This is a genomic window from Laceyella putida (assembly GCF_042665195.1).
GTDB lineage: Bacteria > Bacillota > Bacilli > Thermoactinomycetales > Thermoactinomycetaceae > Laceyella > Laceyella putida.
In genome coordinates this window covers 1-21,311 of the sequence record NZ_JBHTBW010000045.1, presented here as the reverse complement: position 1 = coordinate 21,311, position 21,311 = coordinate 1, and the positions used below count along the sequence as shown (strand labels likewise).

The window sequence follows — 21,311 nt, the reverse complement described above, 5'->3', positions numbered from 1 at the left end:
GCAAAATGAGGTTGTTTGCTTAATTATTCTACCATATTCAAAGAGCGCCGGCCTAGTCGCACCGGTGTTCTTTTTTGTCCATCCATTCCCAATGATCGATCAAATGGAGATTGATACAATGATAATAGGTGATTTATCAATGTTATCTCCAATGTTACTGCATAAAGCGACTGAGCCAATCAGTCATTCATCATATATTGCGGAACTCAAATTAGACGGTATCCGCCTCATCCTCTCGACAGTGAGTGGCCAGATACAATGTTGGACCCGACACGGTACCCCGTGTACTGACCGGTTCCCTGAGTTGGCCACATTAAATTTGCCGCCAGGTGTTGTGTTGGATGGCGAGTTAATTGTCACGGATGAGCAGTCTCACCCCGATTTTGAAGCCATCCTAACCAGGTTTCAGACGACGAATGAGCATAAGATTCGGACGCTGATGAAGAGTGACCCTGTCCAGTTCTGTGTGTTCGATGTCTTAATGATCGGTGGCCAAGACGTGACCAGGCTGCCATTGCATGAACGGAAAACCATTCTGCAAGACAAGATCAATGAGCAGACGCATTTATCCTTGGTTCGATCCATACCCGGTGAAAAGGCTGGAGCCTTCTTTGACCTGGTCAGTCAGCAGAACCTTGAAGGCATTGTGATGAAAAAGGTTAACTCCATCTATCAAGTGGGGAAGCGATCGCATGATTGGTTGAAGGTGATCGCCTATCATCACCATGATGTGCTGTTGACTGCGATTCGGAAAGAGGAGTTCGGCTGGCTCATTGGCCTAGAAGAAGAGGGATGGGTGCGTCTGGCAGGTATCATTGAGTTTCCACCGCCACCCGATGCACGAAAAGCCGTTTGGTCGATTGTGAATCAGGCCAAGGTTGATGAGGATAAAGAGTTTATTTACCTGGAGCCGGCCATAACCATGAAGGTGAAGTCGAGAGGGCTAACCAAGCGAGGAATGATACGTACGCCAGTGTTTCAGTCTTTTTAAGCATAGAAAAAGCGCGGATCACGTCCGCACTTTCAAATAGATTTAATATACAAGATATCCCCCTTCACCATAATAGAAGTAACTGCTTTGATCATCGGTAATGACAATCGTATAATCGCCAGCCTTCATATCTGTAAAATAAACAATCGCATCTCCGTCAAGCGGTTTAGCAACTGTACAGTTACCTGTTGCTACATTACAAAGTTTTGCAGCCAGATGGTCAGAATTATCAGTAGCAATTGAATCGTGTGTACTTACATGTTGGCGATACCAATAGTTAACGAGATATACTTTTACGTCGGCACCAGATGAAAGGTTTGTAATTTTATGTTCTGGACCAGTTCGAGTATCCCAATCAAAATAAGTATCAGCAAATGCACTCTGTGGAGCAAAAATCATTAAACCAACAGCAAACAAACTAGCTAGCGTTGTACCCATTTTCTTCATACAGCTACACTCCTTTTTTAAACGTTGATATCAAACCGAATGTTTGGTACGATTTAATTATAATATGTATATAAGTTTAAATCAACATAATTTTCTAAATTATTAAGAGTATAACAAAAGGGGTAGTTGCTTTTGAAATACTCCACAGGTATTGAAACCAAACGAAAAATCATCGATGCTACATTCCAACTCATGGCTGATAAAGGATTCGACGCGTTAAGTATTGACGATATTATGACCAGCATAGGAAGAACCAAAGGGTCCTTTTATGTTCACTTCAAAAGCAAAGAAGAACTGTTATATGAAGTGATGCGAACACGCTTGGATCGGGGTCATGGTCAGATGGCAGAAGAGATTCTTGAAGAACTGTCAAAAGACTCTTGTAATGTTCGATCCATTCTTGAAAAAGTGGTAGCTGAAATCTATGCAAACTCAGGAGAAGATCGCTTGACCTGGGCATTTGCTTATTATCATCTCTTAATCCATTCCCGTAAGAATGAATTTGTTCGTGAATGGTTGGAAACCAATGCGGATCAGTGGTCAACCTTTCTAAACATGATCGTGAAAAGAGGTCAGGAGTTAGGACAAATCCGAACAGATGTGGATACGCAAACCATCACCAATATTTGTATGGGCATCGTGGTAGGGTATGATATTCTTTTCATGCTTAGACCCCAAATTGATTTTAGCGAGGTCAATCATATTCACGATTGGATGTTTATTAATGACGATAAATCCTCTGAAAAAGAATAGTATTAAGGGAATGGTCTAATGGTCGTAAATGTAGAAAAGCGAAAGGGAGAAGAATATGTTTCATCCAGTAGCAAGAAGGAGAAGAATGAAGCAAAGACAAATGGCGCTAACGGTAAAGAATGTAGTAGGGCAAGGCAATCAGCAAGCACAGCAGGAGAATGTGAGTGGGTTGCAAGGATGGACGTGGTGGCAGCAGTTGATTGGGGTTGAGATGCTGATTGGTGGAATGATTGTTTTTTGGTATTACTGTGTTGAGGTTTATTACGAAGCTAAATTTGGACAATACAATATTCCTTTGGACTATGTGGATTTTTCATTTAATTCGATAATTGAACCAAGCAAATACCTAACGCAATATATTGTGGTTGCTGTTTTGTGTATTTTTATGGGGGCAGACATAAGAAATAAACCAATTTATTATGTGAATGCGTTCTTGTTATGTTCAGCAATAATGCTTACAAATATTACATTTCTAGGTTTAAGTAAAGCTACAATTATTTTTGCATCAAATATTATATTTTTTGGTGCAAGTATTTTAGTGGTGACAAGATTCTATACTATAATTTTTATGCAAAAAACAGAGATTCTCGATAAGTTTGTAATAAGAACGTCGAAAGGATTCGTAATTTTTATTTATTTAATCAGTTCTATTATGTGTTTAATTTTCATTCCCTTTGTTATGACTATTTCAGGTTTACTAAGTTCAACCAATTCTAAGTTCTATATTATTGAACAAAATAAACAACCGAAAGTTGTTCTTGATACCTATAAAGATTACTACATCACCGCTCCAGTCAATATCAAAAACAAAACCTTCAAACCTGAATTCGAACTCATACCCATGCACAAAGACGACAATGATCCACCTGTTAAAGTCGTCAAAGACACCAAAGAGTTGAACCAGGCAGAGAAGCAAGAAGAGAAGATCGTGCTGAAATATATGGAAATCGGTCCTTTGAGGTCGGAGACGCCTTCTAAACCTTGATCAAAGTGGTATCATGGATATAGGTGATGGAAGATGCTGTATGACGAAGACCACCTAGATTTTTAAATCAAACTAAAGCGATATGTCCACCTTGAAGTGCTACTCGAAGCATTGAACCGCGATAAGAAACAGCTTGGCCACCTCAAGATGGCGGAGGCATACGAAGACTACATCGATCACATCATCGATCAAATATTGAAAAATATGGCCGAACTTCGCCGCTACTTCCGCCAATCCCAAGGCGAGATCATCCAAGTTGTTCAATTGGTGGGTGAGCGGATGGTGGAATACAACTACCGGGGCTACAGACTCAATGTCAAATATCTGAATGAGTTTATGCGGGTGGAGTGTGGCGAGATCCTGAAACAATATATGAAATTGAAACGAAGTGACCTTTTTTGAGCGCGTGAAGGCGCTCGAAGAGAAGAAGTGAGAAAGCGATGCTTACCCGTTGGGTAGGCTTTTTTGGTGCTATAAATCAGATGTCATAATCATCAGGACATATGTCTCCGCAAAGCTGTTTGTAGTACATACTTCGATTCAATATTCAGTCATGAAAAAAACGCCTCAGTAGGGTGGATGTAGCGAACGTCGATTTTGGTATCATCTGCTCAAGAAATGGAATTCTATGGTGATCCCCAAAACAAAAAGTCTGTGAACCCCCCAGGTTTTTGGAAGCGCTGGAGGTTGACAGACTTTTTGGAAACGTAGTAAAATCAAGGTGTTTGAGGGGATTGGAAAAAATGGCATCTCCCAAAACCCTTGAAAAACCAAGGGTTTTAATTGCACCCATTTTGGAATGGAAACTAATACGCTGCTCCTTTCATCGTAGACAAAGCACGAGCAGAATACGCGGCGTTTTAATTGCACCCATTTTGATATCTTTATTCCGTCTTAAAGTAAACCAATGATAAGGGTGGAGTTTTAATTGCATCCATAGTGGAAAACGTATCTAAATTAAAAAGTCTGTCAACCTCAAGTGAGAGTCAAAAGCTGGGAGGTTGACAGACTTTTCGTCTATCTGGAGGGATGAAACATGCGGATTGAAGTAACCTATGAACAGGTGCAACCTTTGGCGCTGCCGTATGATTTGAACTATGCCTTGACCAGTTATCTTTATTATTGCTTGGCCCAGATCGATGAAGGGCAAGCGAAGTGGTTGCATGATGAAGGGATCACATTTGCCGGGAGATCGTATAAGCCGTTGGTGACATCGCGCTTGCAGTTCCAGTCCCTGCAAACGCATCGCACCCATATGATGATCCAGGGGGAGGTCAAATGGCGATTGGATTCGATTCAACCAGAGTTAATACAGAACCTGATTCAAGGCATCTGGAGTGTGGAGTGCCTGCGCCTGCCTAAAGCACGGATTCCTCTCCGGGATGTGCGCATCCTGGAGCAGCCCACCTTTACGGAAACAATGCAGTACGAACCACTCAGCCCGATCGTCGTCCCCGTCCAACAAGGGGAACGTCTTCACTATTGCCATCCGTTGGAAAGTCAGTTTTATGATAGCCTGCGCCAATCGATCAGCCAATGGTACCAGATGAAATGGGGCGAACCAATGGGGGATCAGTCCATCCATGTCTCCGTGCTGGAACCCGCCCGTTCTAAGTTATCCACCACGGCTGTTTTGACGACATTTAAGCGGAAGAAATTAAAAGGATACCTACTACCCTTGGAAATTCAAGCTGATCCCAACGTGCAACAAGTGATCTATGAATCAGGTTTGGGAAGTTATGGTTTTCAAGGGTTCGGGATGATGGAAGTGAGGAAGTAGAAGGGGAGGATGTTATGCAACGAGAGATTGACCCGAAAGTCTGTGAACCCTCCAGAGTTTTCGATGTCGAGGAGGTTGACAGACTTTTTGGAAACGTAGTAAAATCAAGGTGTTTGAGGGGATTGGAAAAAATGGCATCTCCCAAACCCCTTGAAAAACCAAGGGTTTTAATTGCACCCATAGTGGAATGGAAACTACAACGCCAACGCCTCATGCGCCTCTTGGCTTAACGCTCCATACGACAGTTTCAATTGCACCCATAGTGGAATGAAACAAACGCTAATTAACAACAAAAAGTCTGTCAACCTCCCATTGATGAAAAACGGGTAAAGGTCGACAGACTTTTTGTTTTAGGGGTAAAACGACGTGCGTATAATGGGTGTCGGGTAGGGCGGGCTCCTTTCGTGAGCGAATGAAAAGCCGCCTCATATCGTGTGGCAATTTACCCAAAAACCTTCGATACGGCTTCCTCCAATTCTCTTTCGGTTGGTTTCGCATATCTCCTCGTCACATTAATATCTGCATGGCCCATCAATTCGGCGACCGTGGCGATGTCCACCCCATTTGCAACCAGCTCCCTGCCATAGGTATGGCGCAGCATGTGAGGATGGATGTTGAATTTCTTGGCTAACATGTCTTGGACACTTCTCTCGCTGATCCGTTTTTGATAATTGGAAATGAACAAGGGCGGTAAATCCAATGTTCCTTTCTCCGCTCTTTCCTCCAGATACCGTCTAAGATGGAAACGAGCCTCGGCCGGTAACGGGACCCGACGCGAAACACTTCCCTTCCCTTCTCTGACCAGCACACTTCCTGATCGTTCACCGATCGTCACATCGTCTTGGCCTGACCCTGATCATCACTGCTTACTTCAACCGTCAGACCCAAAAAGCCATGCTTGAACAATCCCGGGCTAATCTGAAGGAAAAAGTCATTGAAGTTCGATTAGAGTTCTACCCTCAGTTAGAGCAGTCTTTGCGTGAGATTGGTGAACTCTTTCCAAAACATATACGAGATGAGCAATGGACAGACGCAACAAATAAACTGAAACAGATTTTTGACGATAAAAAATACTATATTTCCAGAGAATTGAGAGTGAAAGTCCGAGATCTCTTGAGCTATATCAATTACGTTGAAAAGCGTACAGAAATAGAGAAAGATGATCAAATACTAGATAAACTCATCGAAAAATGCCTAGAAGACATCGAAAAGTCCATGGATCTCTCTTCCTTCGTTGATTTAGATTAATGTTCCAATGATCGTAGAGATCGCAATAGTAAGGATGAAATGGCGGCTACAGGCTAAACCCTCCGGATCGTGGAGGGCTTCTTCTTAAATGGCGTAGAACTAGCCGCGTCGCGCAGATCAGTAAGGGTGATTGTGATTGACACTGATTGATGACGAGTATTCCCATTTCATTGAACTGGTGAAAAGGTTGGTACATCTAGAAGTGCTGCTTCGTGTGGTTAAACTAGAGGGGGTAGTACCAGCGAAGCTGCCACTACCCGTAATAAGGAATAAAACTAAAAATCAAGAGGGTATTCTATTTCTGATTGCCTTTCTTCGATTGGAATTCGTTCAACATGCAACTATACAGTTACTTATTATTGACTGCAACCGTAGAGTTGCTTATACTTGATATATGAATTGGGACAAAGACGCTATATTCAAAGCACTTAGTGACTCGACTCGGCGGCTTATATTAGACGAACTATCCGAACGCAACGAGATGACGTTGTATGAACTTACGGCACGTCTCATTATGAAGCACGACCTTTCCATTTCGCGACAGGCGATCGCTAAACATCTTACTACATTGGAAGATGCAGGGCTCGTAAAATCACTACGAAAGGGAAAATATCGAGTACTTATGTTTAACAAGGAACCACTTAAAAACTTACTGAAAGGATGGATAGAGTAATTTTATAAATCGGAACAGGACTTTCTGACGAATGTGTGGGTTGTTTTGCGTGCAACCTGATTGTGTGGCAGAACCCGCCCCACCACTCCACTGAAGGAGGTGATGCGATACGACCGCGACGATGATTCACCTGGGGTCTGGGTCCGTTAGCATAGCACCATGCGTCACAAATAACAAGGGAGGCAACAACAGTATGAAAATCGTTGTTACCAGTATATTCGTACAAGATCAAGACAAGGCACTGGAGTTTTATACAGAAAAGCTGGGGTTTGTAAAAAAGGAGGACGTTCCCGTCGGAAAATTTAGATGGATAACACTTGTTTCTCCCGATGATCAGGACGGTACCGAGCTTTTACTCGAACCGAATGACCATCCTGCCGCCAAAGAGTATCAAAAGAAGATATTTGCCGATGGCATCCCAGCAACAATGTTTGGCGTTGCAGATATTCATAAAGAGTACAAACGATTAATGGAAAAAGGCGTGAAGTTTACTATGGAGCCGACAAAAATGGGCGAAGTCACAATAGCTGTCTTTGACGATACATGCGGCAACCTTATTCAGATAGTGCAGAAGTAACTTCATGACATGGAAAATGAACCGATCCAAAGAGAAATCGGTTCATTTCTTTTATTTCGGGAACTATTTGGGAGCGCGAGGTGAGTCTATCTCAAGGGCGCTCTAGCACTGTGGCGAGAATGCGGTGAACGACCTCGTGGTCACGCGGATCGTGCAGGCGGTAGTCCTCACCCGGCAGTGTGTACCACTCCTCGGCGCCGACATACGTGATGGCGAGCGTGAGGGCGCCGTCGTCATCACAGGTGGTGCGCAGTTCGAGCTCCCCGCTGATCACGCCGACCTCAGCGGTCATCACACCGTGGGTTGCGGTGAAGATTGACGACTTCACTTCCATACGAGTGACTCCCTTCTCGGGTTGGATGGTTGCGCTGCAAGTACTACCAGCAGACGCACTAACGAACTCAGTAGGAGCAGGTGTTGAGCATGCTCTGCAGCGCGGACTTCTCCGACGACTGTAGGTGCAGGCCCCAGCGGTACTTGGTGTGGATCCACCACTTCGCATACGCGCAGCGGGCGCCGGAACGCGGCGGCTGCCACGTCGACGGATCCTGGTCGCCCTTGGACCGGTTGACGCTGGCGGTCACCGCGATCAGCTGCGGTCCGTCGAGGTCGTTGGCGAAGTTCTGGCGCTTCTCCGTGGTCCAGCTGCTGGCGCCGGAACGCCACGCCTCGGCCAGCGGCACGATGTGATCGATGTCGATTTCGGACGGCGAGTACACGGTGACGCCGTCGTAGTAGCTGTACCACTTGCCGGACGTGACGGGGCAGTTCCCGCTGTAGTAATCGGCGTCGCGCTTGAGCACCACCTGGCGGGTGTCGCAGCCACCTCCTTGGTCGATCCAGTGCGGGAACTTGTCGCGCGAGAGCCAGTCATTGATCCTTCGGGCTGCACGGTCAGCGAGTTCAGCTCGGCTTGGGCGGTGGACTTGGACGGTGTTCCGGGCGGAAGCGCCCATGCCGTTGGCATGTCATATGCCAACGACAGAACCAACGCAAAAACAATCGACCACAACATCGATTTCTTCAGCATGGAAATGCCTCCTGTATGTTATTATTTCTAACCATCTTTATATTCTAACATCTATGTTCATTTTTAGTGAATGAGGGGTATATTCGAGATACGCACAAAAGCGTCACGATAGATTGTAAAAAATGTAAAACACAGCAACGCCAAGGGGTTGCAAGCTGTGTTCAATAAGATAGGAGTTTTTGAACAAGAGTAATTTACTTCCATACTTAACTCTTTTTAACAACAAAAAAACATGTTCATTTACCCTGTTCAAGATTCTATGACCAATTAATCGACCTCTATCTTTTTTCTGAACACAACAGATTTACATTATTTGTAACCTATAAAAAAATGGAATTCTATGGTGATCCCCAAAACAAAAAGTCTGTGAACCCCCCGGGTTTTTGGAAACGCTGGAGGTTGACAGACTTTTTGGAAACGTAGTAAAATCAAGGTGTTTGAGGGGATTGGAAAAAATGGCATCTCCCAAAACCCTTGAAAAACCAAGGGTTTCAATTGCACCCATAGTGGAATGGAAACTATTACTGGCAGGGGATTTTTCCAATCGAGCGGAGGATGTTTGGCTGGAGTTTCAATTGCACCCATAGTGGAATGGAACAAACGCTAATTAACAACAAAAAGTCTGTCAACCTCCCATTGATGAAAAACGGGTAAAGGTCGACAGACTTTTTGTTTTAGGGGTAAAACGACGTGCGTATAAGGGGTCACCGTATCATTTTGGGTAAAACGTACGTTTAGACACATTTTGGACACAAAATAACCGACACCCCGTACGCTAAAGGTACAGGAGCCGGTTATTTTTCATTTATCCCTTCTTTGAGTTGAGATAGTTCGTGGTTAATGCTCGTTTTTTGAAATGAACAGACGAATACCTAATCCGATCAATATGGCTCCAGTAATTCGTTCAACCCAATGGGAAACGGACATAAATCCTTTGCGAATCCAATGATGGTTAAGGAAAAATACCATAAGTGAATACCATATTATTTCGATCTCTAATACTGTTATTCCATATAAAAACTGAATAACTAATGGCGTCTCGGAATGGATCACCTGTGTGAAGAGAGCAAGATAAAACAAAGTGGCTTTTGGGTTCAGAAGATCAGTTAAGAAGCCATTATAGAAGGCTACCCAAGAAGTTAATTCTTTTTTTCCAGTGGTGATCCATTCTCTATTGTTTTTTTTAGAGAACAGAGATTTTACTCCAATGTAAATCAAATAAATGGCTCCCGCCCATTTGATTAGATTGAACAGTAAGATGGATTGAGAAACGAGTACCCCAATTCCGATTAAACAATAGGATATGTGGATTAACGTACCGGCAGCCATGCCAAAAACAGTAGCAAGGCCGGTCCGCTTCGAGTAAATACCATTTTTGATCGTTACAGCCCAGTTCGGTCCCGGTGAAAGAACGACTAAAACTCCTAATGTAAGAACAGTTATCCAAGTACCTATGTTCATAATAAAGTCTCCCTTATAGGATATTTTGACTGTGAAGGTGATTACGCATCAAAGCTTTATAAAAACTATCGTTTGGCTACAGAGTTCTTTAGCAGCACTATCTTTTCTCGCAGTGGGCGCAGGTTGTTGATGTCGCCTCGCTGTTTGAGGTTCCAAACATAGTCTCCAGTCAAGGTGATGTGTTCCCATCCCAGTGGAGAGAGGTGTTGCAAGTACTCTTCAGGGATTTCCATTCCTTGTGATCGGAGTGTGTCAACTGCACGAGATAGGTAAACCGTGTTCCACAGCACAATTGCTGCCACGATTAGATGAAGGCCGCTGGCCCGGTAAAGTTGATCTTCATAGGGGTAGAAGGAGCATCCGTCGATTTTGGTGCCATCTCTCCATTAAATGGAAAATGACTTGAGTTACTACATATGTAGTCTCAAGTCATTTTGCGTTTATATTGGAAACTCAGGGATGACACGTTCATATTCTTCCTGAGCATCGGTTATAGCCAATTTAGAATAAACTTCAAGCGATTTACGGCTTGCATGTCCAGAATAAGGCTGAATGAGTGCATCGTCAATGCCTTGTTTCTTGAGCCATGTCAGGAGGAAGTGCCGTAACTTATACGGCGAAATAGATTGAACCATGCCGGCCTGATCGGAATACTTCTTTAGGATTTTCCGAATGCCACGGTCGGTGTATTTTTTCTTCCAGAGCGATTCAAATAGGTAGACAGTACCCTTTTTTTCCGCGCTATCTGCATGCATGGCCAACAGTTCTTTGAAGGTAGTCAGGAACGGCACAATCCGGTCTTTCTTGCCTTTGCCCTGGTTCACCCTGATCTGGCAACGCTGAAAATCAATGTCGGTCAACTTGATGTTAATCAGTTCGGCTCACGCGAACGCCCGTATAGAGTAGGGTCTTTATGAGATTGTAATTTCCCTATTATTAATATCTAACACTTCAATCTTCACAATACCACCAAGATTCTGTGACACTAAATCAGACAATTCTTTAAGTGCCATATGAAACTCATCGCTTCTTGTTTCATCTATTAATTCGATACAGAGGAATGCATTTTTTGTATTTTCTGTTAACATCGTCCTCTTAGCTTCACGCCAATTCCAGCATCTGCATATTGCACCGGCATCATCTTTATAAACAATTTCACCTTCATATGGTGAAGCATTTTCATCACTTCCCAATGGGATAAACGGTTCGTTACCATTTGCCCGGGTTAGCCGAATATCTCCTACAAAAGTGTCGATATCTTCTCCACCACACGGAAGCCCATAACGCAATGAAATTGAATTATAGATGTCAACAAGCGGGTTTATTGTTCCGATATGATTGCCATTTTTCACTCTTTTTAATAAAGCTTCAATGGAACACCTTGCCCCTTTTTTTGTCTTGAATTTCCGAAAAGCTTCTCGCCAAACGAATATGACTGGATTACTACTGAAGTCCTCCAGACTGAGAAATTTATGTGCTTCTTTCTCTGCCTCCTGCAGCAGCTTCTCGTAGATTTCAACGTCCCTTATTGAATTATCAATCCCCTGGGAAATAACGGTGCCTATTTTTGCATGAGGGAATAACGACCAAAAATCATCTTCAATGATAAATCTAGGCATAACATATCTCTCCATTTCATTTTACTTATTGTCTTGGTAGAATCGCTATTTGTTGTGTCACGACACGATAAATTTCATCATGTTTTGGAGTTGGAGGGGCTCGCAAAGGCGGAGAATACCCCTAGAACAATATATAAATAACCAGTTATCCGATTCTGTAACTTTGAACTCACTTTAATCCGTTTTCTAATACTTGCTGCAAGAACTGCATACAGACCATCACTAATAAAAGCTAGGATAATAAATATAGTTCCTAAAAGCAAAAATTGTACTGTGACTGATCCAGCAGAAGGTGATATGAATTGCGGAAAGAAGGCTAAAAAAAAGAGTGCTGTCTTAGGATTCATTACTTCTACGAGCGCTGATTGGTAAAAAATCTTTAATAATTTTTTGCGAGGGGCTTTTGAAATTTCTGAAGTCGTTCTATCAGATGTAGAAAATAAAGTCTTACACCCCAGATAGATAAGATAAGCAGCACCCAAGTATTTAACAATATTAAAGGCTGTTGCTGATGTCATAAGGATCGCAGAAACTCCAATTGCTCCAGCTAAAACGTGAACAGAACCACCAAGAGATACACCAAGAACTGATACCAGGCCCGCTTTCTTCCCTTCATCTATACTTCTTGCCATAATATATAACACAGCTGGTCCAGGTATTATTAACAATGTTGCAGCAGCAATTACAAATAGCCAAATAGTTGAAAACTCCATAAAATGCAACTCCTTGTTGTATTTTTGCACATGATTTAATTGGGCTCCTCCTTGATTGGTGAAAGCAACGTTACACTTTATTTTTAAGGTTCGCTTTCATCAATGAGGCAATTTGTTGCTCGTTTGGAAATGGAATCTGTTCCAACTGTTTTATAATGAGCTCTTGTCTGTGTAAGGAATGGTTTTGACTTACCTTTGCTTTCCCTTCAATCCTATCGATTTTTATTTTGAATCCTTGAACGCCTTTGTTCATACCAACGAGAAATTCAGCATCTACATCCTGCAATCTGTAAGAACTGTCAGGAGCTTCATACTTCAATACCATATCATTCAAGGAACTCATTAACTCGTGTTCATCCTCGATTAGCTCAACTTCTCCGTAAACATGAACGGTCACATAATTCCACGTTGGCACTGCTTTATTGGTCTCATACCAAGAGGGAGAGATATAACAATGAGGACCATGGAAAACGGCTAAGACTGTCTGATTTTGAATATCCTTCCACTGCGGGTTCGGACGGGCAAAATGACCGTACAAATAGGTTTTCTCCTTATTCAACATCAGAGGTAAATGTGTAGCGAAGGGCATTCCTTTATGAATGGAAAACAATGTTGCAAAACTGTTCTCCTTTATGACATTGTAGGCAGCAGTTACATCTTTCATCGTAAAATGCTCTGGGATATACATTTGAAATCTCCTCAATCCTATTTTTGACATAAAACAGATATCATTTACACGGTATGATATAATTCAAACTGACATTTAAAAAGGTACAATACTGAAAAAATGCACATGTCAGTGAGATTTCCGAAAGAGAATAGTATTATACAAACTGGCATAAAAAAATATACAATAACAAACAAATATACATGTCAGGGGGGAATGCAAATGAAAAATACCATTTTTACCTTCGAAGATAACTCTCCTAAATACAAACAAATCTACGAGAAATTTAAATCATTTATTGAGCAAGGCGACTTAAAGGCGAATGAGCCATTGCCCTCCATTCGTCAACTTGCAGATTCCTTACATGTAAGCCGTAATACAACATTAATGGCATATGAACAACTTGTTGCTGAAGGGTATATTCGTGGAGAGAGCCGAAAAGGTTATTTTGTAAATGAGTTAGAACCCCTTTTATTTCAAGAAGCTCACAGCTCTTCTAATCACAAGCAAACAGAGCCGATACCACCTGTTCGCATTGATTTCCGCGCAGACGTGGTCGATCAATCGCATTTCCCTTTAAAAACGTGGAGGAGGATCTCAAATCAAGTATTAACGGTAAAGGACAGCTTTCGATACGGGGAACCTTTTGGCGAATTGTGCCTACGCGAACAAATCGCAGCATATTTACTCCAGTCTCGTGGGGTGAGAACAGATCCAAATGCAATCATTATCGGAAGTAGTACCCAACAAATGCTTGTATACCTTGGGCATATACTGAAGGATGAGTTCCAGAGTATTATAGTTGAAGACCCTGGTTACGACGGTGCTAGGGAAGCTTTTCAATTCCATCGTTTTATGTTTGAAACTTTGCCGGTTTATGAAACAGGTGCTGATCTTTCACAATTAGAACAAATGAAATCACGATTAATCTATGTAACCCCTTCTCATCAAAGTCCAATTGGAGTAAGCATGTCTATTCAACAACGGCAAATGCTTATTCATTGGGTTAACAAGATGCGTGGATATATTATCGAAGACGATTATGATAGTGAATTCCGCTATACACAAAAACCATTTCCTGCTCTTGCCTCCATTGATTCAGCAAGAGTCATTTATTTAGGGAATTTCTCAAAATCATTTCTTCCGGGAATCCGTTTAAGTTATATGGTGTTGCCGCAGCCCCTTTTAGATCGTTATAAACATCAATTCCTACATTTCGAAAGTACCACTTCAATTCTTAGCCAACTCACCATGGCTAAATTTATGGAAGATGGAGAATGGAATCGCCACATTAAACGCATGCGTCTTGTTTATAAACGAAAAATGCAGCACTTAGTATCAGTATTAAGAAAAGAATTTGAGCAAAATATATCCATTATTGGTGAGCAGTCTGGTTTATACTTATTAGTCAAAGTACACTTGAAGCGTTCAGAAGAATGGCTAATCGAGCGTGCTTCCTCTTATGGTGTTAAAGTGTATCCCACCTCACGCTACTTCGTTAAAAACAATCCTGATAAACCAATTATTAAACTTGGTTTTAGTAATCTTTCTTTTGATGAAATTCAGCTTGGTGTGGAGCTCTTAAAAAAAGCTTGGTTATAAAAAAACTCAGGATATCAAGAAAAGTTTTTTCTCATACAAACTCTACTTTTAGGGGTGGAGGTAGCATCCGTCGATTTTGGGGTCATTTTCCCAATAAATGGAAAAAATGACTTGAACAGCCACTGGGCCTCAAGTCATTTCGTGTTTATACAGGGAACTCGGGAATGACACGCTCATATTCATCCTGAGCTTCAGTAATAGCCAATTTCGAATACACCTCAAGCGATTTACAGCTTGCATGTCCAGAATAAGGCTGATGAGTGCATCGTCAATGCCTTGTTTCTTGAGCCATGTCAACAGGAAGTGACGCAACTTATGCGGCGAAATAGATTGGACCATGCCAGCCTGATCGGAATACTTCTTGAGGATTTTCCGAATGGCCACGATCGGTGTATTTTTTCTTCCAGGACGATTCAAACAGGTAGACAGCACCCTTTTTCTCCGCTCTATCGGCATGCATGGCCAACAGTTCTTTGAAGGTGGCTGGAAACGGCACGATCCGGTCTTTCTTGCCTTTGCCTTCGTTCACTCTGATTTGGCAACGCTGAAAATCAATGTCGGCCAGCTTGATGTTAATGAGTTCGCTCACGCGAACGCCAGTATACAACAGGGTCTTTATGATCATCATGTCTTGGAAATTCTTCGCCTTCCAGACGGCCTCATAATACGTTTAATCTCGTCTTCTGTGGGCACGTAAGGTAATTTTTTATTTGCCTTGGCACATCGACTTCCAACTCGGCACGCAGGTGCCGGAATACGCTTTTTAAGTAATCATAATCCGGTCGTTCTTCACGAAGATATTTGGCCAGCTCCCTTGCCTTCTTTTTTGGTGGGGTTCGTTGTTTAATGGCGATCGCCTCCTATATGGCCCAGTGACAGGGTTCCTACCATAGACCGCAAAGTAACATCATGATGTAAATGATTCTCCTAATTCGAATGATCTCTTTTCTGAGAAGTCCATTAGAATCAAAACAGTTATTCGATTGGGGGAAGAACCTTTGAAGCGAAATTGGAATCACGATGAGTTACTAAAACATTTTGGATTGGTTCCAGTTGAAAAACAACTTATTGGAAATAAAACGGGAGCAAGTCGATTAGGGTTTACTGTTTTACTGAAGTATTTTCAACAAGAAGCTAGATTCCCCATTAATGCTGGGGCAACCGATGTCATCCGTACCTATAGGCCATTGCTCGAAGCACTGGGAGTGGACCTATTGGAAGGTGAAGAGATTTCGGCGAAGTAAAAAATCAGATAGGGATGATAAGACACCGCTCTGGTAACCACTGGAGCGGTGCTACTAATTAAATCTGGACGTATTCAGCAATCACAATATTTCAATATAGCCATCTGTTCCATTTACTCGAATACGTTGCCCATCTTTTATCAACTTGGTGGCATTTTCAACACCGACAACGGCTGGCAAGCCATATTCACGTGCAATAACCGCTCCATGGGTCATCAGTCCGCCAACTTCGGTGACGAGACCTTTTATGGATACAAACAATGGTGTCCAGCTAGGGTCAGTAAAAGCAGTGACTAAGATATCTCCATCTTCTAGATTTGCTTCTTCTATTTTTAAGATGACGCGTGCTCTGCCCTCTATAACTCCGGAAGAAACAGGTAGACCTACAATAGCTTCAGCTGGGAGATTTTCTCGTTTGTATTTACCTACAATGATTTCACCATCAGACGTGATAACACGTGGGGGGGTTAGTTTTTCATATAGTTTGTACTCATCTTTTCGTTTGCTGATGATCTGGTAATCCAGTTTATTTGTGCGTACGACTTCGCGAAGTTCTTCAAAAGTGAGATAGTATATGTCTTCTTTTTCTCGTATTACGTTGGCTTGTACAAATTGTTCGGCTTCTTTCATCAAAGCCTGCTTATAGACGAAGTAGCGATTAATAATGCCGTATTTTGGATACTCCCGATAACCGATGAAATTCCGGATCAGGCTGATCATTCGTTTTGTCATTTTGGCTTTTCGTTTACCACCCGGTAATTGCTTCAATCGATCTAATAATTCTTGTTCTTTTTTCAAAGCTTCCTGTCGCCCTTGCTCAAATTTTCGCTTACTAGCACCAGGCTCAAAGTTTTTGATGTTACTGAGAATCATAGGGATGAGTGTAGTTGGTTTTTCGCTCCAACGAGTTCTAGTAATATCAATTTCTCCGGTACATCGCATTCCGTATTTGTTGAGATAAGCATAGATAGCAGCTTGGACTTCCTTTCCACCTTCGAACTTTACCAGTTCATCTAGAAAGTTGTCATCTTTTACATTTTGTAAATAATCAATTACTTCGGGATAAGGACGAATCACATCGGCGACATCCAATAGCGCCAGCCCCATTTCCGAAGTAATATTGTTTGGCACAGATTGAGAAAGCGTGTCTGCTACGTTTTTTTCACCTAACCACTTGTTCATTTTTTCATTGATCCATAATGAAGCATTCATAGCAACTTTAATCACACCCGAACTTTGTGGATCAAATAAAATCTTCTTTAATTGCTGGATATCTTCTAGAATAAAATCAAATAAATCCGGTCCTGATTTCGTTTGGATGTTATGCTTTAACTCTTCTATCGATGTTTGACTACGCTTAATCAAATCAGAAACGATTGTCGGATCGTTTTCGATTGGTGCTTGAAAACCTGCAGACAACATACCTTTATTGCTTTTACCGGGACTCTGTTCTTTTTTATCATTTGGTAACGATTTTATAAAATCTCCTCGCTCTATTATGGTCATAAGTGCGTCTTTTATGAGGGGATCGTGATGTCCCAGGGTATCTAATAAAATTTTTCTGCTAACAGGTGAGGCCAGATTATGTGTGATATCAACAAACAACCTTCCACCAGCTTTACGCATGGGTGCACGAGTCGTTAACAGGAAAAAAGACAATCCCAATGGTTTCATGGGGTCGGTCATCATTTGTTGGTGACCGACAGATACATAAACGTGATTTTCCTGATCATTTGCTTCAGGGATGGGGTATAAAGTAGTGATTGGCCGACTCTGGACAATATAAAATGTATCATCAACCAAACACCATTCGATATCTTGTGGGCAACCAAAATAAGCTTCGATCTGTCTTCCGATGCGTGCCAGTTGTAAAATTTGTTGTTCAGTAAGCGTTTGAGTCTTTTGCTGATCAGGATCGATCTGCTTTGTCTCTGTTCCGCCTTCTTTTCGTGCATAGATAGCCAATTTTTTGGTTGCTATCATCTTATCGACGATTTTATCTTCTTGCACCTTATAGCAATCGGCAGATACCAAGCCGGAGACAAGAGCCTCTCCTAGTCCAAAGCTAGCATCGATAGATAGTAGCTTTCGATTGGAAGTAATCGGATCAGCAGTAAATAAAATTCCTGAAGCCTGTGGGAACACCATCCGTTGAATGATAACGGATAAATACACTTGGCTGTGGTCAAATCCGTTTTGCATACGGTAAATCACGGCACGATCCGTAAATAGGGAAGCCCAACATTTGCTGATGTGCCGCAAAATGGCTTCTTTTCCGATGATATTTAAATAGGTGTCTTGCTGACCGGCAAAAGAGGCATGTGGTAAATCTTCAGCAGTTGCACTGGAACGCACTGCATAAGCATGTTCATCGCCAAACTGGGAGAGATAGTGAGCAACAGCTTTCACAACATCGGAAGGAATCTCTACTTCCATAATGATTTTCCGAATCTTCCTGCTGATTTCACCAATTTGATCTCGATCCTCTACTTTTAGCAGTGTTAGTTGATTCAACAATGCGTGGAACGCTTCGTTTTGTTCGAGGGCTTTTTGATAGGCTTTTGTCGTTACACAAAATCCTTCTGGCACTTGTATTCCATGAATCTTCGATAGTTCCCCTAAATTCAACCCTTTTCCTCCGACGAGCAAAAGTTGCGTTTTATCTATCTCCTGAAAACTGACAACATAGGAACTCATTTCAAATTCTCCCCTTCTTTTAAACTTTATCTGCCGCAATTCCACCTTTGATGATTTGGAGCACATCTCTAATTTTTTGGAGTGTGTCTTCATTAGAGTTGGTTCGATAATAGTCCTTTGCAAGTTGCAAATCATATGCATAAATCAGATCAACGACTACATCTGAACTTATTTCTTGCTTAATCAGACCATGTTGTTGATCACGTTCGTTTGGAAGAGTGTTAGAGTGCTCACGTATTTTTGAAAGAAACTGGCTATCATCTGTTTCCATTAGCATTCCTATCCGATTATATTCTGGATGTGTTTATTCCATTCGAGAGAATCTACGCTCCGAAGAGTTGATTACAATATATGTATAAATTCTAGAACTTAGCTCTAAGAAAAAACAGTCTATATCTTATCCCATTTATATTTTATAATTAAAATGGGAGAGACATATTTATTTTCGTTTTCTAGGTTCTTACTGTTTAAGGAGAAGAGAAACTCTGCATCAATCTTTGGTACATATAAAAAAGACTTATGAGATTATGACTCATAAGTCTTTTTTTATGTTAAAACCATAAATAGAAAAATAAGGTGAATCCAGTATAGAGTTTTCAGTTTTAAAAACCCTTATATGTCACTGAGCCTATATCGGTAATCGCTTATCCAAATCGACGTTAAATTGCCCATATGGCGTGATATGGTTATAAATGAGCGGACTGAGTGCGCGCAAATCCTCGGTTGTCAGCTTGTTCAGCCATCCTTGCTCCTTGATGATATTTTGAATCTTGATGGTGTTGATATAGGCGTCAGTCGGAGATAAGTCCAAAAACGGCCATACAGATAGAAAAAAATGTAAAAGGGCACCAAAGGCCCTTTTTTAAGCGGTTTTCAACTCTAATTCCAGCTTCCCATCTAAAGGTTGGGGTGGTTCTTCTAAATCAATGACGTAATCGCCAAATCGCTTGATATGTTCCGTAAGATAGGGACTAAGTGCACTTAGATCATCAGGGTTTACATAATACCCTTCTCTCCTTAGTTGACGTATGACCGCGGTCAAATCCACAACTATATGGTTGTATTTAAAGGAGGAGGAATAAATATGAACAGAATAGTGATCATTGCTCTTTTTTTATCCATTACCTTGGTTGGTTGCACCTTTGCATTTAAAACGGAGAGCGGAACCATGACAATGAAAGTGGTTGAAAAAAAGAAAGAGGTTTACGAAGGAAAAACCGTTTTTAGAATAATAGGGGAAGGAAAAAAAGAGAGATTTCATATGTATAAAGACGACTGGGAAAAAATCAATGTTGGCAAAGTCTATTTGTTTAAATATGAAAAGAGGGACAATGAGCCAGTAGAAATATTAGGTTTTCAGGAGCCTCAATAAGAATAAGGCTCCTGATTTACGATCTATGAAATGCGTTTGCATCCACTACGCCCAACGAATAGACGAAATGACTTTGTTTTTGCCACCCTGTTTGTAGGGGATGCACCCAGAGAAGATGGTATGTCAGCAAAACAACTGTCTACCGCAAAGGTAAGAGAGTTGTTTGGGGATCAGCAAGATTGGGCTGAACTCTGTTTGCCGAGCGAGTACCATTTGTTGAGGTTAACTGAATATCGACACTACCGAGCCGCTAAAGCGGCTTTTTTTGCATCTATTGTGACTTAAAACAGCACAAGGAAAACCCTTGGCATTACTGGTGTTTACATTTTTTTCTATCTGTATGGCCGTTTTTGGACTTATCTCCGACTAACCCCAGATTCGGACGCTGATGAAGAGTGACCCTGTCCAGTTTTGTGTGTTCGATGTCTTAATGATCGGTGGCCAAGACGTGACTGCGCTGCCACTCCATGAACGGAAAGCCATCCTGCAAGAACACATCAAAGAGCAGCCGCATTTATCCTTGGTGAGATGTGTGCCAGGCGAACGGGCCGGGGCCTTCTTTGACCTGGTCAGCCAGCAGAATTTAGAGGGGATTGTATTAAAGAAAGTGAACTCTGCCTATCAAGTGGGGAAGAGATCGCACGATTGGTTAAAGGTGATCAACTATCATGTTCATGATGTGTGCTTAACTGCGATTCGGAAAAAGGAGTTTGGCTGGCTCATTGGTCTAGAGGAAGAGGGGCGGGTGCGTCCGGCTGGTATCATTGAGTTTCCACCGCCACCCGATGCACGAAAAGCCGTTTGGTCGATTGTGAATCAGGCCAAGGTTGATGAGGATAAGGAGTTTATTTATCTGAAGCCGGCAATCCGAATGAAGGTGAAGTCGAGAGGGCTAACCAAGCGAGGAATGATTAGATTGCCCATATATCATGAGTTTCTCTATAATATATCTTAGTTCCATAAAATAGTAATCAACAATAAAGCCGTGATCCCAAGTCAATGGGACGCGGCTTTGCTTTACTTACAAGCTATTGATTGACTTTAAACCGATCCAATACAAGACTGGTTTGATTGTTGCGATCGGTTCCATTACTACTCGGACCGTATTAGCCGTTGTCATTTGCTTAGCCTTTTCTGCCTACCTCTAATTTTTTTCAAGATTTCATCTTTATACCTCATTTGTTGTTCAGTACTTAACATTTCAGTCCAATTAAAAATTGTATCTTCTATGTTTATTAGATCTGGATGATGCTCCATCATTCGTTGAAAATAAGTTAATGCTCGTGTAGTTTGCTCTACTAATATTAATGATTTAATTAGATCAATCCAAGCTTCAATATGCTCTGGGTGGTCTACTACATACATTTGCATTAGATCAATGGAAATTTTATAATGACCCCATACGCTTCCAGACGAAAGATAAAGTATAATGGAAGGAAGCTAGAAAGGGGT

Annotated in this window: 25 protein-coding genes and 3 pseudogenes; 12 read left to right on the top strand and 16 right to left on the bottom strand. The window is 41.8% G+C overall.

Translation table 11 applies throughout. The annotated features are described in order from the left end of the window. Nucleotides 1-139: 139 nt before the first annotated feature. Nucleotides 140-991, top strand: a complete 852-nt coding sequence (locus ACFQNG_RS13245) for an ATP-dependent DNA ligase (RefSeq protein ID WP_379865689.1) — start codon at nt 140-142, stop codon at nt 989-991. Between the two features lie 42 nt (nt 992-1,033). Here the strand turns inward: ACFQNG_RS13245 and ACFQNG_RS13240 are convergent, their stop codons facing one another. After that, the gene (locus tag ACFQNG_RS13240) at nt 1,034-1,438 is read right to left on the bottom strand and encodes a hypothetical protein (protein WP_379865688.1); all 405 of its coding nucleotides are present in this window, start codon (nt 1,436-1,438) and stop codon (nt 1,034-1,036) included. A 132-nt stretch (nt 1,439-1,570) separates the two neighbouring features. Here ACFQNG_RS13240 and ACFQNG_RS13235 point away from each other — a divergent pair, with 132 nt between their 5' ends. The 4 genes from ACFQNG_RS13235 to cas6 all read left to right on the top strand — a co-directional run bounded on the left by ACFQNG_RS13235 (nt 1,571) and on the right by cas6 (nt 4,956). Beyond that, complete coding sequence (locus ACFQNG_RS13235; protein ID WP_379865687.1) at nt 1,571-2,191, top strand: TetR/AcrR family transcriptional regulator; 621 nt, start codon at nt 1,571-1,573, stop codon at nt 2,189-2,191. 85 nt (nt 2,192-2,276) lie between these two features. Next, entirely contained in the window at nt 2,277-3,176 is a 900-nt protein-coding gene (locus tag ACFQNG_RS13230) for a hypothetical protein (protein WP_379865686.1), read from the top strand. Between the two features lie 66 nt (nt 3,177-3,242). Continuing rightward, the gene (locus ACFQNG_RS13225; RefSeq protein ID WP_465261216.1) at nt 3,243-3,578 is read left to right on the top strand and encodes a YhjD family protein; all 336 of its coding nucleotides are present in this window, start codon (nt 3,243-3,245) and stop codon (nt 3,576-3,578) included. 634 nt (nt 3,579-4,212) lie between these two features. Continuing rightward, entirely contained in the window at nt 4,213-4,956 is a 744-nt protein-coding gene (cas6, locus tag ACFQNG_RS13220; RefSeq protein WP_379865682.1) for a CRISPR-associated endoribonuclease Cas6, read from the top strand. Between the two features lie 442 nt (nt 4,957-5,398). Here cas6 and ACFQNG_RS13215 read toward each other — a convergent pair whose 3' ends face one another. Next, complete coding sequence (locus tag ACFQNG_RS13215; RefSeq protein WP_379865680.1) at nt 5,399-5,791, bottom strand: tyrosine-type recombinase/integrase; 393 nt, start codon at nt 5,789-5,791, stop codon at nt 5,399-5,401. A gap of 59 nt (nt 5,792-5,850) precedes the next feature. Here ACFQNG_RS13215 and ACFQNG_RS13210 point away from each other — a divergent pair, with 59 nt between their 5' ends. The 3 genes from ACFQNG_RS13210 (at nt 5,851) to ACFQNG_RS13200 (ending at nt 7,454) form a co-directional block, all read left to right on the top strand. Continuing rightward, nucleotides 5,851-6,204: a hypothetical protein gene (locus tag ACFQNG_RS13210; protein ID WP_379865678.1), complete on the top strand. Its 354-nt coding sequence runs from the start codon at nt 5,851-5,853 to the stop codon at nt 6,202-6,204. Nucleotides 6,205-6,598: 394 nt separating this feature from the next. Further along, nucleotides 6,599-6,877, top strand: coding sequence for an ArsR/SmtB family transcription factor (locus ACFQNG_RS13205; RefSeq protein WP_379865676.1), 279 nt, complete (start codon nt 6,599-6,601; stop codon nt 6,875-6,877). A gap of 193 nt (nt 6,878-7,070) precedes the next feature. Further along, a complete protein-coding gene (locus ACFQNG_RS13200; protein ID WP_379865674.1) occupies nt 7,071-7,454 on the top strand; it encodes a VOC family protein in 384 nt (127 codons plus the stop codon). Between the two features lie 91 nt (nt 7,455-7,545). Here ACFQNG_RS13200 and ACFQNG_RS13195 read toward each other — a convergent pair whose 3' ends face one another. From ACFQNG_RS13195 to ACFQNG_RS13160, 8 genes and pseudogenes are all read right to left on the bottom strand, one after another. Then, nucleotides 7,546-7,788, bottom strand: coding sequence for a hypothetical protein (locus ACFQNG_RS13195; RefSeq protein ID WP_188649211.1), 243 nt, complete (start codon nt 7,786-7,788; stop codon nt 7,546-7,548). Nucleotides 7,789-7,855: 67 nt separating this feature from the next. Continuing rightward, nucleotides 7,856-8,484 (bottom strand): annotated as a pseudogene (locus ACFQNG_RS13190) (HNH endonuclease family protein). A gap of 837 nt (nt 8,485-9,321) precedes the next feature. Next, entirely contained in the window at nt 9,322-9,945 is a 624-nt protein-coding gene (locus ACFQNG_RS13185; RefSeq protein ID WP_379865671.1) for a LysE family transporter, read from the bottom strand. Nucleotides 9,946-10,010: 65 nt separating this feature from the next. Next, nucleotides 10,011-10,289: pseudogene (locus ACFQNG_RS13180) on the bottom strand (Tn3 family transposase); the annotation flags it as partial. A gap of 96 nt (nt 10,290-10,385) precedes the next feature. After that, the gene (locus ACFQNG_RS13175; protein ID WP_379865669.1) at nt 10,386-10,805 is read right to left on the bottom strand and encodes a tyrosine-type recombinase/integrase; all 420 of its coding nucleotides are present in this window, start codon (nt 10,803-10,805) and stop codon (nt 10,386-10,388) included. A gap of 51 nt (nt 10,806-10,856) precedes the next feature. Beyond that, a complete protein-coding gene (locus ACFQNG_RS13170; RefSeq protein ID WP_285957657.1) occupies nt 10,857-11,564 on the bottom strand; it encodes a B3/B4 domain-containing protein in 708 nt (235 codons plus the stop codon). Nucleotides 11,565-11,641: 77 nt separating this feature from the next. Then, nucleotides 11,642-12,277: a LysE family translocator gene (locus ACFQNG_RS13165; protein WP_379865667.1), complete on the bottom strand. Its 636-nt coding sequence runs from the start codon at nt 12,275-12,277 to the stop codon at nt 11,642-11,644. Nucleotides 12,278-12,347: 70 nt separating this feature from the next. Further along, entirely contained in the window at nt 12,348-12,965 is a 618-nt protein-coding gene (locus ACFQNG_RS13160) for an FMN-binding negative transcriptional regulator (protein WP_285957655.1), read from the bottom strand. A gap of 201 nt (nt 12,966-13,166) precedes the next feature. Between ACFQNG_RS13160 and pdxR the strand changes: the two genes are divergently transcribed. Beyond that, entirely contained in the window at nt 13,167-14,546 is a 1,380-nt protein-coding gene (pdxR, locus tag ACFQNG_RS13155) for a MocR-like pyridoxine biosynthesis transcription factor PdxR (protein WP_379865666.1), read from the top strand. Between the two features lie 129 nt (nt 14,547-14,675). Here the strand turns inward: pdxR and ACFQNG_RS13150 are convergent, their stop codons facing one another. Then, nucleotides 14,676-14,885, bottom strand: coding sequence for a hypothetical protein (locus tag ACFQNG_RS13150; RefSeq protein ID WP_379865665.1), 210 nt, complete (start codon nt 14,883-14,885; stop codon nt 14,676-14,678). Next, on the bottom strand, nt 14,860-15,174 hold the full coding sequence (locus ACFQNG_RS13145; RefSeq protein WP_379865663.1) for a tyrosine-type recombinase/integrase: 315 nt from the start codon (nt 15,172-15,174) through the stop codon (nt 14,860-14,862). Before ACFQNG_RS13145 ends, ACFQNG_RS13150 begins: the two co-directional genes overlap by 26 nt. A 370-nt stretch (nt 15,175-15,544) precedes the next feature. Here ACFQNG_RS13145 and ACFQNG_RS13140 point away from each other — a divergent pair, with 370 nt between their 5' ends. Beyond that, complete coding sequence (locus ACFQNG_RS13140) at nt 15,545-15,790, top strand: DUF4158 domain-containing protein (protein WP_379865661.1); 246 nt, start codon at nt 15,545-15,547, stop codon at nt 15,788-15,790. 81 nt (nt 15,791-15,871) lie between these two features. Here the strand turns inward: ACFQNG_RS13140 and ppsA are convergent, their stop codons facing one another. The 4 genes and pseudogenes from ppsA to ACFQNG_RS13120 all read right to left on the bottom strand — a co-directional run bounded on the left by ppsA (nt 15,872) and on the right by ACFQNG_RS13120 (nt 19,535). Next, nucleotides 15,872-18,487 carry a phosphoenolpyruvate synthase gene (gene ppsA, locus ACFQNG_RS13135; protein ID WP_379865660.1) on the bottom strand — a complete coding sequence of 872 codons (2,616 nt, stop codon included), beginning with the start codon at nt 18,485-18,487 and terminating at the stop codon, nt 15,872-15,874. A 19-nt stretch (nt 18,488-18,506) separates the two neighbouring features. Next, nucleotides 18,507-18,758, bottom strand: coding sequence for a hypothetical protein (locus tag ACFQNG_RS13130; RefSeq protein ID WP_379865658.1), 252 nt, complete (start codon nt 18,756-18,758; stop codon nt 18,507-18,509). Between the two features lie 357 nt (nt 18,759-19,115). Next, a pseudogene (locus ACFQNG_RS13125) lies at nt 19,116-19,274 on the bottom strand (Tn3 family transposase); the annotation flags it as partial. A 75-nt stretch (nt 19,275-19,349) separates the two neighbouring features. Continuing rightward, entirely contained in the window at nt 19,350-19,535 is a 186-nt protein-coding gene (locus ACFQNG_RS13120; RefSeq protein WP_379865655.1) for a Tn3 family transposase, read from the bottom strand. A 36-nt stretch (nt 19,536-19,571) separates the two neighbouring features. Here ACFQNG_RS13120 and ACFQNG_RS13115 point away from each other — a divergent pair, with 36 nt between their 5' ends. Beyond that, the gene (locus ACFQNG_RS13115) at nt 19,572-19,859 is read left to right on the top strand and encodes a hypothetical protein (protein WP_379865654.1); all 288 of its coding nucleotides are present in this window, start codon (nt 19,572-19,574) and stop codon (nt 19,857-19,859) included. Between the two features lie 388 nt (nt 19,860-20,247). After that, a complete protein-coding gene (locus ACFQNG_RS13110; protein WP_379865652.1) occupies nt 20,248-20,814 on the top strand; it encodes an ATP-dependent DNA ligase in 567 nt (188 codons plus the stop codon). The last annotated feature ends 497 nt before the right edge of the window (nt 20,815-21,311 follow it).